General features: G+C 60.2%; 7 protein-coding genes. 4 read left to right on the top strand and 3 right to left on the bottom strand.

Annotation, left to right across the window (positions count from 1 at the left end):
* Window positions 1-10: 10 nt before the first annotated feature.
* From C8D92_RS02530 to sbcB, 4 genes are all read left to right on the top strand, one after another.
* Window positions 11-4888 (top strand): NAD-glutamate dehydrogenase, encoded by a 4878-nt coding sequence (locus C8D92_RS02530; RefSeq protein WP_116918324.1) that lies wholly within the window; start codon window positions 11-13, stop codon window positions 4886-4888.
* Between the two features lie 105 nt (window positions 4889-4993).
* Window positions 4994-5674, top strand: a complete 681-nt coding sequence (gene can, locus C8D92_RS02535; RefSeq protein ID WP_116918346.1) for a carbonate dehydratase — start codon at window positions 4994-4996, stop codon at window positions 5672-5674.
* A 597-nt stretch (window positions 5675-6271) separates the two neighbouring features.
* The gene (locus C8D92_RS02540; protein ID WP_243402325.1) at window positions 6272-7138 is read left to right on the top strand and encodes a hypothetical protein; all 867 of its coding nucleotides are present in this window, start codon (window positions 6272-6274) and stop codon (window positions 7136-7138) included.
* 73 nt (window positions 7139-7211) lie between these two features.
* Window positions 7212-8663: an exodeoxyribonuclease I gene (sbcB, locus tag C8D92_RS02545; RefSeq protein WP_116918325.1), complete on the top strand. Its 1452-nt coding sequence runs from the start codon at window positions 7212-7214 to the stop codon at window positions 8661-8663.
* Here the strand turns inward: sbcB and C8D92_RS02550 are convergent.
* From C8D92_RS02550 to C8D92_RS02560, 3 genes are all read right to left on the bottom strand, one after another.
* On the bottom strand, window positions 8654-9403 hold the full coding sequence (locus C8D92_RS02550) for a helix-turn-helix domain-containing protein (protein ID WP_116918326.1): 750 nt from the start codon (window positions 9401-9403) through the stop codon (window positions 8654-8656). The two genes, sbcB and C8D92_RS02550, sit on opposite strands and share 10 nt — an antisense overlap.
* A 21-nt stretch (window positions 9404-9424) precedes the next feature.
* A complete protein-coding gene (locus C8D92_RS02555) occupies window positions 9425-11614 on the bottom strand; it encodes a carboxy terminal-processing peptidase (protein ID WP_116918327.1) in 2190 nt (729 codons plus the stop codon).
* Window positions 11615-11835: 221 nt separating this feature from the next.
* Window positions 11836-13986 (bottom strand): 3-hydroxyacyl-CoA dehydrogenase NAD-binding domain-containing protein, encoded by a 2151-nt coding sequence (locus C8D92_RS02560; RefSeq protein ID WP_116918328.1) that lies wholly within the window; start codon window positions 13984-13986, stop codon window positions 11836-11838.
* Between the last annotated feature and the right edge of the window lie 15 nt (window positions 13987-14001).

A 14001-nucleotide genomic window follows, 5' to 3' on the forward strand; every position in this document is an offset into this window, starting at 1 on the left:
GGGGGCGCTCATGAACGCAGTGACCGTGTCCAGCAAGGAACAGTTTTACGAGGAGCTGGCCAAGGCATTCGCCGAAAAACTGGATAAGAAACAGGCCGATCGCATTGGTCGGTTCGCCGAGCAGCATTTTTCTCACGTGCCCCTGGACGAGTTGGTCTCGCGACGATTCTCAGACACCTATGGTTCGGTCCTTGCGGCCTGGCAGTTTCTCCAGAAACGCCCGGATGACGAGATTCCAGTGTCGGTTTTCAATCCCGAGCTGGAAAGTGACGGCTGGCAGTCCACCCACTCGGTCATTTTTATCCTGCATCCGAACATCCCGTTTCTGATTGACTCCATTCGCATCGCGATTAACCAGAGAGAAATTGGCACTCATACGCTGTACCACTCCATTCTCCAGGTGGAGCGGGACGCCAGCGGCAACCTCAAACGCGTGCTCGACCGAGACAGCAAAGGCAAGAATACGCAGTTTGAGGCCATGATCGTGCTGGAGATCGATCGCCACAGCGACCCGAAGGAACTGGCAAGTATTGAAGATGAGCTGCAGGAGGTGCTGCACGAAGTTCGGATCGCCGTTAGCGATTTCAGCACCATGAAGGATCGGGCGGCATCGATTCTTGAGGAACTGGACCACTCCAAGGCCAAGATTGCTCAGGATGACATCGCCGAGGCGCGCGACTTTCTGAAGTGGTTGATGGACGACCACTTCACCTTCCTCGGGTACGACGAGTACGACTTCGTGAAGACCCGGGGGGGTGTGACCGTGCGCCAGGTACCTGAATCCGAGCTGGGGATTTTACGGGTCAACAACGAGCGCCCTCACAAGGTAAAGCTGAACGATCTGCCTCAGCGCACCCGCACGGAAATGACCCGCACCGATGATCTGTTCATTTTTGCCAAGTCCGCCCAGCGGTCACGGGTGCACCGCCCGGCCTATCCCGACTATATCGCGGTGAAAAAATTCAATGCCAAAGGGGAGGTCACGGGTGAGCGGCGTTTTCTTGGCCTCTACACCTCCCGCGTTTACCAGCAGCGCCCGGACGAAATTCCACTGCTGCGACGAAAAGTGGCCAGTGTCATCGACCGCACCGGTTTCCTTCAGGATGATTATTCGGGTAAAGAGCTGGATCAGATCCTGGTGGTCTATCCCCGGGATGAGCTGTTTCAGATTGAGACAGACGAGCTTTACCAGGTCGCGCTGGATATTCTCTATATCCAGGAACGCCGAATGATCCGGCTGTTCATGCGGGAGGATGTGTACGGACAATTCGTCACCTGTCTCGCCTTTTTCCCCCGGGACGTCTACAACACCGAGCTCCGGCTGCGTGTGGAGGCTGTGCTTCGCGACCGGCTCGAAGCGGAGGACATCGAGTTCGTGACGCACTTTTCGGAGTCCGTGCTGGCTCGGGTCCAGTTCACGATCCGGGTGCCCCAAGTGGAGAATCGACAGCTCCCGGTGTCGGAAATCCAGGACAAAGTGATTGCGCTCGCCCAGTCCTGGCGTGACGGGCTCGCCGAAGCATTGCATGAGGCGCATGGCGAAGAGCGCAGCAATGAGTTGCTTCGGCTCTATCAGCACTCGTTTCCTGGCAGTTACCGGGATATGTTCTCCCCGCGCCGGGCGGCCATCGACCTGGACCACATTATCGACGTTACCGACAACGGCGGCCTGGGCATGAGCTTCTACCGGGCCCTGGAGGAAGACGAGCAGACCGTTCATTTCAAGCTCTTCGCGCCGGATGAACAGCTCCCGTTGTCGGACGTGATGCCGATCTTCGACAACCTGGGTTTCCGGGTCATCGGTGAGCATCCCTTTGAGGTGGTGAACCGTCACAACCGGACGGTCTGGATCCATGATTTCTCACTGCAGGCGGCCCATGGGGAGAAGGTTGACATTCACCGCATCCGGCCAATTTTCGAGGAGCTGTTCAGTCGAGTCTGGTTCGGCCAGGCGGAGAACGACAGCTTCAACCGACTGGTTCTGACGTCGTACCTGACGTGGCGGGAAATTGCTCTTCTGCGCTCCTACGCCCGCTATATGCAGCAGATCCGGATCACCAACAGCCAACGGTTTATCTCCAACACGCTGGTGCATCATGTGGATCTGGCCCGCATGCTGCTGGAGTTCTTTGATGTGCGTTTCAACCCGGAGCGCAACCAGAGTCGCACCAAGAGTGAGGCGGCCCAGCAGAAGATAGAGATTGAGTTCAACGCCGGACTGGATGAGGTATCCAATCTCAGCGAGGACCGGGTGCTGCGGCTTTACCTTGACCTCATGAAAGCATCGCAGCGGACCAACTTCTTCCAGAGTGATGATGCCGGGCACGACAAGTCCTACATCAGCTTCAAGCTGCTCCCCAACCAGATCCCGGACATGCCACTGCCGTTGCCGATGTTTGAGATTTTCGTGTACTCGCCGCACGTCGAGGGCGTTCACCTGCGCGGTGGCAAGGTCGCCCGGGGCGGTCTGCGCTGGTCCGATCGGTTCGAAGACTATCGGACTGAGATTCTGGGGCTGGTCAAGGCGCAGCAGGTGAAGAACGCCGTGATTGTACCGGTCGGAGCCAAGGGCGGTTTCGTCGCGAAGAACCTTCCGGAAGACGGTGGTGATCGCGACGCGTTCCAGAAAGCAGGCGTTGAGGCCTACAAGACCTTTATCCGGGGGCTTCTGGACATCACCGACAACCTGGTCGAGGAAGCCATTCAGCCGCCTCGTCAGGTAGTGCGTCACGATGACGACGACCACTACCTGGTTGTGGCGGCGGACAAAGGCACCGCCACCTTCTCCGATATCGCCAATGGCCTGGCCTCGGAATACGGCTTCTGGCTGGGTGATGCGTTTGCCTCCGGCGGCAGCCGCGGGTACGACCACAAAAAAATGGGCATTACGGCCAAGGGCGCCTGGGTGTCCGTGGAGCGCCATTTCAGGGAGCTGGGAATCAATCCCCAGCAGGACGATTTCTCCGTCATCGGTATCGGCGACATGGGCGGCGACGTGTTTGGCAACGGCCTGTTGCAGTCCCCGCATGCCCGCCTGATCGCCGCGTTTAATCACATGCACATCTTCGTGGACCCGGACCCGGATCCGGCCCGCAGCTTCAAGGAGCGCAAACGGCTGTTCGAGATGCCGCGCTCGGCGTGGACCGACTATGATTCTGAGCTGATCTCCAAGGGCGGTGGCGTCTTCGAGCGCAGTGCCAAATCGATTCCGGTCAGCGAGGAAATGAAGAAGCTGTTCCGCATCAAGTCCGACCGGGTGCCGCCGAATATGCTCATCAACCACATCCTCAAGGCGAAAGCGGACCTGTTGTGGTTTGGCGGTATCGGCACCTACGTGAAGGGCAAGCAGGAGACGCACAGTGATGTGGGGGACAAGGCCAATGATGGCATCCGGGTCAATGGCAACGAGTTGCGCTGCCGGGTTGTCGGTGAGGGCGGTAACCTCGGCATGACCCAGCTTGGGCGCATCGATTTCGCGCTCAACGGCGGCCGGCTGAACACGGACTTCATTGATAACTCTGGTGGCGTTGATTGTTCCGACCACGAGGTCAACATGAAAATCCTGCTCAACCGGGTGGTTGAAGCCGGGGATCTGACCGAGAAGCAGCGCAACGTCATGCTGGAGAAAATGACGGATGATGTGTCCGCCCTGGTGCTGAAGAACAACTACCGTCAGGCCCAGGCCATCAGCATTGCGAACATGGAGGCCATAACCCGCCTCGAAGAATACCGGCGGCTTATGGGAAGCATGGAGTCGGCCGGTAAGCTGAACCGGGAGCTGGAATTCCTGCCAGATGAAGAAACCCTGGCTGAGCGCAAGGTCAACCGGCAGGGGCTGACCCGTCCAGAGCTGTCAGTCCTGATTTCCTACGTCAAGGGCGATCTCAAGCAACAGCTCATTGACAGTGAGCTCCCCGATGAGCCCGGGCTGGCCTCGGAAATGGACAAGGTGTTCCCGGAGGCGCTCACCAAGGGCTTCGGCAAGGAATTGGGCGAACATCAGCTTCGCCGCGAAATCATTGCCACTCAGGTGGCGAACGACATGATCAACCACATGGGTATCACGTTTGTCGAGCGTCTTGCCCAGTCCACTGGATCGACACCGCCGGCCATCGCCCTGGCCTGGATTATTGCACGGGAGGTGTATGGTCTGGATGACTGGTGGAACCGGATTGAGGCGCTCGACGACATCGTCCCGGCCAATCTGCAGATGACGGTGATGAGTGAGCTGATCCGTTTGATCCGTCGCTCTGTGCGCTGGCTGCTGCGCAATCGCCGCAGCGAGCTGAACATCCACTCGCACATGGAACGCTTCTCGACAGCCATTGGCGAGATCATGCGCAACCTGCCGGATTACCTGGGGGACCAGTCCCGGCAGGAGTGGCAGAAGCACTATGATGATTTGGTTAGTAAGGATGTGCCGGAGGATCTCGCAAGAGTCGCTTCCGGAACGGGTCATCTCTATTCCGCGCTTGGCATCATTGAGGCGCATGAGAGCACTGGCATTCCGTTGAAGGAAGTGGCCCATCTGTACTACCTGCTGGGTGAGAAGCTGGAACTGAACTGGTTTGCCGGGGCGGTGGCTGATCTGCAACCGAACTCGCATTGGGAGGCCCTGGCTCGAGAGAGCTTCCGTGAGGACCTGGACTGGCAGCAGCGTGCCCTGACGACCGGTGTGCTTCAGCTGGCACAGAGCAGTGGTGTGGACCCCATCGCCGCTGTGGACGAATGGATGACGGGTCATCAGGCGCTGATCAATCGCTGGCACTCGATGCTGACAGAGTTGCGTGGCACTCGGGAACCGGAATACGCGATGTTTTCGGTTGCACTTCGGGAATTGCTGGATCTGGCCCAATCAACGATTCACAGTCCGCTTGAGGTCAATTGACCGCCATTTGCGCCTGGAAGGGGAATGCCGTTAAATGGCGGCCTGTCCGTGCACTATTCCGGGTTGTCGGGAGTGCCGGTGTCTGGCATCTGGTTTCGGGAAACCATGCGAATTCTAAACGAACTGTTCAAGCGAAACCGGGAGTGGGCGGAGCGAATCAAGGCCGAGGACCCCGGTTTTTTCGAACGCCTCTCTGCCCAGCAGACACCGGATTACCTCTGGATCGGATGTGCGGACAGCCGGGTGCCGGCAAATCAGATCGTGGACCTGATGCCAGGGGAAGTCTTTGTTCACCGCAATATCGCGAATGTGGTAGTCCACACGGACATCAATTGTCTGTCGGTTCTGCAGTTCGCCGTGGATGTGCTCAAGGTGAAGCACATCATGGTCGTGGGCCACTATGGCTGTGGCGGTGTCAAAGCGGCGTATGACGACAGCGCACCTGGACTGATCAGTCACTGGCTGCGTCACATTCAGGATGTGCGCGACCAGCATCAGCCGCTGCTCGATTCTCTTGACTCCGAGCAGGACCGGATTGATCGACTCTGCGAACTGAATGTGCTCGAGCAGGTCCGCCACGTGAGCCAGACCGAGACCCTTCGTAACGCCTGGCGGCGCGGGCAGCCTGTCTCCATTCACGGGTGGATCTACGACCTGCAGGATGGCCGCCTTCGGGACACCGGGCTGTGCATTACTGACGAAGAAGAGCGCGCTCCGCTTTACAGAGAAAGCCTCAACGCACTTTCGAAACGACCGGTCCGGGACACTAGTGTCTCCTCTGGTTGATTCGCTGACTTACTGAGCCTCTGAAAGGTCTGAGAGCAAGGCGCGATGGCGACGGTTTGGTGGTTCCAAATCGAGTCATCGCAACGCGGCTATCAGACCTTTCAGGGGCTCCCGAAGGGCGCGCCGCTGACGGCTCTGGAGCGACGTTGTCAGCCCTTGACGGGGAGTGACCCCGCGTGCGGACTGACGCCTTGCCCAGAACCGTCAGAGGCACGTAGTAAATCAGCGAATCAACCAGACGAGACACTAGTCCGGAGTAATCCGTCAACGCCCTCCGGGCGAGGTCACACGGCCCCGCCTCACCAAATCCATACCCGCCTGTTTTTCGGACATTTGTCCCGAAATGACTCCGTTTTGGCCTGATGTGATAAGAGTCACGGCACTTGCCCTGCTGACGCCGTAGTGTTGTCGCTGACGCCAGCGCGTAACAAAAAATAACAATCAGCGCGTCGGACAAGAACAAAAACATCAGAACAAAAACAATAAGAGACGGCGTCACCGGGACAAACCATTGATTGGTTGATCAGGGCTCGTGATAACCGGGGCCGGTCCACTGTTGGACCGGCCGCTCAATGGACAGCAGAGACACTAATTACAATGACGATCAGACACTGCCTCAGGCCGGTGATGGCGGCCCTGTACGGGTATGCCCTGGTGCCGGCGGCTTTGGCGGATCTCGACCCCCTCTCCGACCAGGCAATGGGCGAGGTTCGGGGTCAGGCGATGGTGGCCATGGACGTCACGGGCACCGAAGCGGCTCGTCGTACCCGCGTCACGCTTGGGCTCGACGCCGAGGTCCAGACCAATGTGGACTCCGTGGCGCTCGGTGATACTGGCGATGGCTCAGATGTCGCCGTCGAGCACCTGTCGTTGGGTCATATCTCGACGGACGCATCGACTGTCCAGTTGGATGGCCAGACCTATGCTGTTAACGAGATCGTCCCGTTCGTGGGTAAAGACCCTTATTTCGAAGTGGCCGAGCAGAGCGGGGAGGTTGTGGGCTTCCGGGTTGGGTTCAACCAGGCCCGGGGCACGCTTTCCGGCGATCTCAATCAGTTCAGCGGGCAGCTGGGACTGGATCTGGTGGATGACTCCGGGACCGTCGTGCCGGCGACCCTGTTTGATGGCCAGACCAATGCCACCAACCATCGCGCCACCCATGTCGGTATTGATGAGGCGGGTACGGATTGCAGCGCCGGTACGCAATGCGCGCCTCTGACCAACCTGAAGACCCTCGATGTTGGCGACGCCAATGGTGATGGCACGGTCGGGTTTGCCACCGACTTCTTCATCGGCTTTCAGGAGCAGGCGTTGGACTGGCAAACTCCGGAGGGAACCGTATCGGCTCAGCCCGGGGTTCACCTGAATCTGCCGACGGCCATGCAGCTGGATTTGCAGACCCTGCAGGATGGCGTCCCAAGGGCGCGAACCGAGTACATCGACCGGGGGCAGGGACTGTTCTGAGACACAGCGGACGCGACCGGCCGGGCGCGTTTGTTACACTGCCTGTTTTCTTGATGCGACGGGATGACAGGCTGTGACCACCACGTTCTACTGGCACGACTACGAGACGTTCGGCGCCGATCCGGTCCATGACCGGCCGGCTCAGTTTGCCGGTGTCCGCACGGACGCCGACCTCAATATCATCGAAGACCCGATGGTTCTCTACTGCCAGCCCACGGAAGACTACCTGCCCGATCCGGGCGCCTGCCTGATCACCGGTATCACGCCGCAGACCGCTCGCTCGGAGGGGGTACCCGAAGCGGAGTTCATCAGCCGGATTCATGAAGCATTCAGCCAGCCGGGCACCTGCGTCGTGGGCTACAACAGCCTTCGATTCGATGATGAGGTGACGCGCCACACGCTGTACCGGAACCTGCGGGATCCCTACGCCCGCGAATGGCAGAATGGCAACTCACGTTGGGACATTATCGACATGGTGCGCCTGACGCACGCCCTGCGTCCCGAGGGCATCAACTGGCCCACCCATGTGGATGGCACACCCAGCTTCCGGCTCGAAGAGCTGACCGAGGCCAATAACATCGCCCATGGGTCCGCCCACGATGCGATGTCGGATGTGGAAGCCACGATCGCGCTGGCAAAGCTGATCCGGGACCGGCAGCCGAAGCTGTACGAGTATGTGCTGTCGCACCGTGACAAGCACTCCGCCCGCGCCATGCTGGATCTGTCGACCTTCAAGCCGGTTCTGCACGTGTCGTCCATGTATTCGGCCGCCATGGGGTGCTGCGCACTTGTCGCGCCCGTGGCGCAGCATCCGGTCAACCGCAACGCTGTCATTGTCTACGACCTGCGCCATGACCCAACCGAGTTGGTGAACGCCGATGTCGGGACGATCCGTGAGCGGCTGTTTACGCGCAATGAGGACATGCCGGAGGGGCAGACCCGGTTCCCGCTGAAGACGGTGCATCTGAACAAATGTCCGGTCCTGGTGCCGGCAGCCATGCTGAAAACGCTCTCGGACGAGCGACAGCAGGCGTTGGCCCTCAATGGCGATGAGCTTCGCGACCATCTTCAGGTCCTGCGTCAGGCACCGGGGCTGTCCGAGACACTCGCCGAGGTGTATCAGCCGACGGACACGCCCGCCGACGATCCGGGTGATCCGGACGAGCAGCTTTACAGTGGCGGTTTCATTCCGCCCGGGGATCGGCGCAAGCTGGACGAGCTGCTGCGCCAGCCACCGGAATTTCTGGGGGAGGAAGCGCCGGATTTTGAGGATTCCCGTCTGCCGGAAATGCTATTCCGGTACCGGGCCCGCAATTACCCCCAGAGCCTGACGCCGGAGGAGCAGGAACGCTGGGAGCAGTTCCGTCAGGTCCGCCTCATGAAGCCGGGGCGCGGTTGGCGCTCACTGGAAGGGTACATGAGCGATCTGCAGCAACGTCTGCAGTCTGGCGATCTCAGTCAGCGTGACCGCAACCTGCTGGACGATCTGTACCTGTATGGCGAGTCGCTGATTCCCTACGTCTGACCGTCGTCGGGTGCGCTGTTGGCGGCAGTGGCATTGGCCACACGGTTTTCCTGCTCGGCAACAAAGTGGAGCGACATTTCAAAACTCTGCCGTGTGAATGCGAGGACCTGCTCGAACCCCTCGTCCGAAAGGGTCCGAGCGTCATCGCGACCACGCAGAATGTTGATGAACTGCCGCTCACGCTCAAACTGCAGCGGGATCCGGCCAACGCCCCAGTCGTTTAGCAGTCGCCAGACTTCCGGGTTGTAGGTGCGCGTATAACGCAGAATGAAAGGGATGGGATCGTTTCGGGCGAGCAGGGCGGCCAGCCGGAGAATAAGCTCGAAGGAGAGCGTGGCCGTTCCGTTCTCCACCGCTTCCAGCAGGCTCTTGTCGGACATGTCCAGCGCGTCGCTCATTTCACTGAGCGTCAGTCCCGCCACCTCACGGATATCCCGGAGAGACTCCCCCGCAGCGACCATGCGCTTGAGCTGGTCCTGGGACCTCATCAGGGCCCGGCCGACCTTGATGGACGTGCCGGTGGTGCGCTGTGCAAATCGGAAGGCTGACCCCGTCAGATCGGTGAGTCTGTCCACCAGAGAGTCGCCGCTCTCCCGCCCCGCCTCGTTGTCAGTGTCTGACAGGAGGGTGCCGTCCCCAAGCTGCTCCGCCTGATCCATGGACTGCATGGTATGCAGTGCGTCCATCAGCAGGCTTTCAAGCGCCCGCGCCTGCTCACGATCGTGTTCGTCGGCGGCCATACGCCCGGATCTCCTTGTGCGTTATGGGCTGGTCTTGGCGGCGACGGCGTCGGGATTCACGATGGATGCCATCTGGCGATCCATCTCCAGCATATCGGCCATGATATTGCCGCTCTCACGGATGATGAAATCCATCTCCGTGTCTTTATCCGGAGCGGCGGCTTCCTGCTCCCGGTGGTCTTGGACGGCTTCCCAGCTGTCGAACGGTTCCTGCCCCTTGAGCTGACGACGGGCATTGGCGATCTCCAGCTGACGGGACTCCAGCGATTGCTGGTAGGAACGGCGTTCGTCGGTCTGCAGGCTCACGTAGTTGCGCTCGCGTTTTTGCTTGAGCAGTTTGATTTCCTTCTGCAGCAGTTGAAACTCGGGCGTGGTCTCAAAGCGCTCGTCGTGCCGCTTGCGAAGCTCGCCGATCATACCGCTGAAATCGTAGTACCGGTTGTGGGGAACGGCTTCGATCTGATCCCAGGGGAGGGCGCCGTCGAGGGCGTCTTCCCCAATCTCTGTCTTGTCGATACGCGTGGGAATGGTAATGTCCGGAATCACGCCACGGTGTTGAGTCGAGCCACCGGAGACCCGGTAGAACTTCGACTGGGTGATCTTGAGTTGCCCATGATTGAGCGGTCGAACCGCCTGTACCGTGCCTTTACCGAATGTCTGGGAGCCGACGACCAGGCCCCGCCCATAGTCCTGGATGGCGCCTGCGAAGATCTCGGAGGCGGATGCGCTCATGCGGTTAACCAACACGACCAGTGGTCCGTCGTAGGCAACCGACGGATCCTGATCCCGCAGGACTTTCACCTCGTCTTCGGCATTCCGGACCTGAACCGTCGGGCCCTGTTCGATGAACAGACCCACCAGATCGTTGGCCTCCTGAAGGGCGCCACCGCCGTTGTCACGCAGATCGATGACAAGGCCGTCCAGCGGTTGATCCTGCTGCATCTCCTCGAGCAGCTTGCGTACGTCGCGTGTGGTGCTCTTGTAGTTCGGGTCGCCAGCCTGCATGGCCTTGAAATCGGCATAGAACGTCGGGATATCCACTACGCCGACGCGATGAGTGCTGTCGCCACGGTCGAGCTGGAGGACGTTGCTCTGGGCCGACTGTTCTTCCAGCTTCACTTTGTCGCGGGTGATTGCGATTGTCCGGGTGATGGTTTCGTCCGCTGCGCTTGCCGGAATTACCTGCAGGCGCACTGTTGACCCGCGGGGACCGCGGATCTGGTCCACCACATCGCCGAGACGCCAGCTGATGACGTTATCGATTCCCTCGTCCTCCTGGCCGACGCCGACAATCCGGTCGCCTGGCTGCAGTTGCCCCTGTTTGTCAGCGGGCCCCCCCGGAACCAGTCGCACGACTTCGGTGTACTCGTTCTCGGATTTGAGGACGGCGCCAATCCCCTCCAGAGACAGGCTCATGTTGATGTTGAAGTTCTCGGAAGTCCGCGGGGAGAAGTAGGAGGTATGCGGGTCCCAAAGGCCCGCAAAGGCATTCATGTAGGACTGGAACGCATCCTCACTGCGGGCCTGCTTGGCCCTTGAGAGCTGGTTTTCGTAGCGCTGGATCAGCGACTCGGCGATGTCACTGTCGTCCTTGCCGTTCAGGCGCTGGGCCAGAACGGCATTCTTTACACGCTTGCGCCAGATGGCATCGAGGGCCTCCCGGTCCGCCGCCCAGCTTTGTTCGGAGCGGTCGAGGATCAGGCGCTCGTCCTGATCAAACGACAGGTCATCCAAGCCACCCCGGACAAGGGACAGGGCATAGCTGAGCCGCTCCACCAGGCGTTGTTGGAACTGGTTATAGATGTCAAAGGCCGGTTCGAGCTGACCGGTCTTCAGCGCCGCATCCATATTGCCGCGCCATTGCTCGAAGCGGTCGATGTCTTTCTGCAGGAAATACAGACGCTGACCGTCCAGTTGTTCCAGGTACGCATCCAGCATATCGCCGGACATGCTGTCGTCGATGGACAGGTCCTTGAAGTGGGTGAACTGCAACTGACGGGCGATCAGGATGTTGGCACGGGCCTGCTCGATTGTGGGCTGAACCGACTGGTAGTCCGATGACGCCGCGCCGGATTCGGCTTCCTGTCCAATGGCGAGGTCTGTTGAAAGCAGGGGCGTAAAGGCCAGCAGCACCCCTGCCAGTGCCGCAAAGAACCAACCCGTTACCGGGGAACTCGTGCGGGGGTCGGTGGCGTTGGATCGTTGTGTCATTCGTCCTAACCGCTCTGTCAGTGGTATGGATGGATACGGGATGGTTCGCCGGGCGGACCATGGCATCCTGCGTGCCTTTCCCTGCACACAGGGCCATTTCATTGTAGGCAAGGGCGTCGGGGATGACTACCAGCCCGTTCGGCGGGGAAGGTGACAATCTGTCCATGCAGTCGACAGGTCAGTAGGCCCGAACCGGAGCGCCGGTTCGGGCACAAGGCCGGTTACCGGAAGGATTCTCCGGACTCGGCTTTTTCAAGAAGCAATTTGGGCGGCTCGAAGCGGTCCCCAAACCGGGCTGCCAGTTCCCGGGCCCGCTCGGCGAACGCCCGCACCCCGTATTGGTTGATGAACTGGATTGCGCCACCGGTCCAGGGCGCGAAGCCGATGCCGAAAATGCTGCCGATGTTGGCGTCCTCGACGGTTCGCAGAACGCCCTCTTCCAGGCATCGCACGGTCTCGATGGCCTGGATGAACAGGATGCGGTCCTTGAGTGTCTGCAGATCGACGCTGTCGGCTTTGTCCGCATCGGTAAAGTGCTCGACAAGACCGGGCCAGAGGTACTTCTTGCCGGACTCCGGATACTCATAGAATCCGGCACCCGCCGCTTTGCCTTTACGGCCATGGGTGTCGACCATGGCGTCGGCGACGGCTTCGGCCGGATGTGGCTGCCAGGTGCCGCCAGCGGCTTCCAGATCCTTGCGGCTCTGATCGCGGATGTGTTGCATCAGCGTCAGGCTCACTTCGTCGCAGATTGCCAGTGGTCCGACCGGCATACCGGCCAGCAACCCGGCGTTCTCGACACTGGACGGGTGAATCCCCTCACCGAGCATGGCGACGCCCTCGTTGACGAAGGTGCCGAACACGCGGGAGGTGAAGAACCCACGACTGTCGTTGACCACGATCGGGATCTTGCCAATCTGCTGAACGTAGTCGAAGGCCTGAGCGAGCGTCTCATTTGATGTCTTCTGGCCAACGATAATCTCCACCAGTTGCATCTTGTCGACCGGTGAGAAGAAGTGCAGGCCGATAAAACGCTCCGGCCGCTCAGACGCCTGGGCGAGCTGGGTGATGGGAATGGTCGAGGTGTTGGAGGCGAAGACGCCGGACGCATCCATGGCGGCCTCGGCTTCCTTTGTCACCGTTGCTTTCAGGTCGCTGTCTTCGAAGACCGCTTCAATCACCAGGTCGCATCCGGCCAGATCGCTGGCCTCGGCCGTTGGGGTGATGCGGTCAAGCACCGCCTGCTTGTCATCCTCCGACATGCGACCACGGCTGACCTTCTTGGCGAGGACCTTCTCGGAATAGCCTTTCCCTTTCTCGGCATTCTCGGCAGAGACGTCTTTCAGAACCACATCCACGCCGCGGTTTGCGGTGGAGTGGGCAATGCCAGCCCCCATCATTCCGGCGCCAAGGATGCCCACCTTTTTAAAGCGAGCCTGATCGACGCCTTGGGGGCGACTCTCACCGGCCTTGATCGCGTTGAGCTGGAACCAGAAGGTACCGGTCATGTTCTTGGCGACCGGACCGACCACCAGCTCGGTGAAATACCGGGTCTCGATCTTCTCAGCGTTGTCGAAGTCCACCTGGGCGCCTTCGACGACCGCGGACATGATGGCTTCCGGGGCCGGGTAACAGCCCTTGGTCTTCTGCTTGAGCATGGCCGGTGCAATGGTCAGCCGCTGGGCGACGGTCGGGTTCTGTGGGCCACCGCCGGGTATCTTGAAGCCTTTCCGGTCCCAGGGCTGTTGGCATTCGGGGTGCGCGTCAATGAAGGCCCGGGCCTTGGCCATCAGTGCGTCCCGGTCTTCGGCCAGTTCGTCAATGATGCCGGCCTTGATGGCTTTTGACGGTGACACCTTCTTGCCTTCCGTCAGGTAGGGCAGGCTGTTCTCCAGGCCGATCATGCGCGGCAGGCGCTGTGTGCCGCCACCGCCGGGCAGCAGGCCAAGGGTGACCTCCGGCAGGCCGAGCTGGATGCGCTCATCGTCCAGCGCGATGCGGTGGTGGCAGGCCAGGCAAAGCTCCAGGCCGCCGCCGAGGGCCGTGCCGTTGATTGCGGCCACAACAGGCTTGCCGCAGGTTTCAATGGCGCGCATCTGCCCTTTGAGGTCGGCGATCATGCGCTCGAAGTCTTCGGCCTGGTCGCGTGTGACCTTGTAGAGCTCGTTGAGATCACCTCCGGCAAAAAACGTCTTTTTGCCAGAGGTGAGGATGATGCCCCGGATTCTCTCCAGATCCTTTTCCAGCCGGGCTGCTGTTTCGGTCAGCGCGGCCCGGAAGTCGGCGTTCATCGTGTTGGCGGACTGACCGGGCATGTCGATGGTCAGTGTGAGAATGTTCTGGTCGTCGATGTCGTAATGAATCGCACTCATGGTAAAAAGTCCTTT

It is taken from the genome of Tamilnaduibacter salinus (assembly GCF_003096655.1).
Taxonomy (GTDB): domain Bacteria; phylum Pseudomonadota; class Gammaproteobacteria; order Pseudomonadales; family Oleiphilaceae; genus Tamilnaduibacter; species Tamilnaduibacter salinus.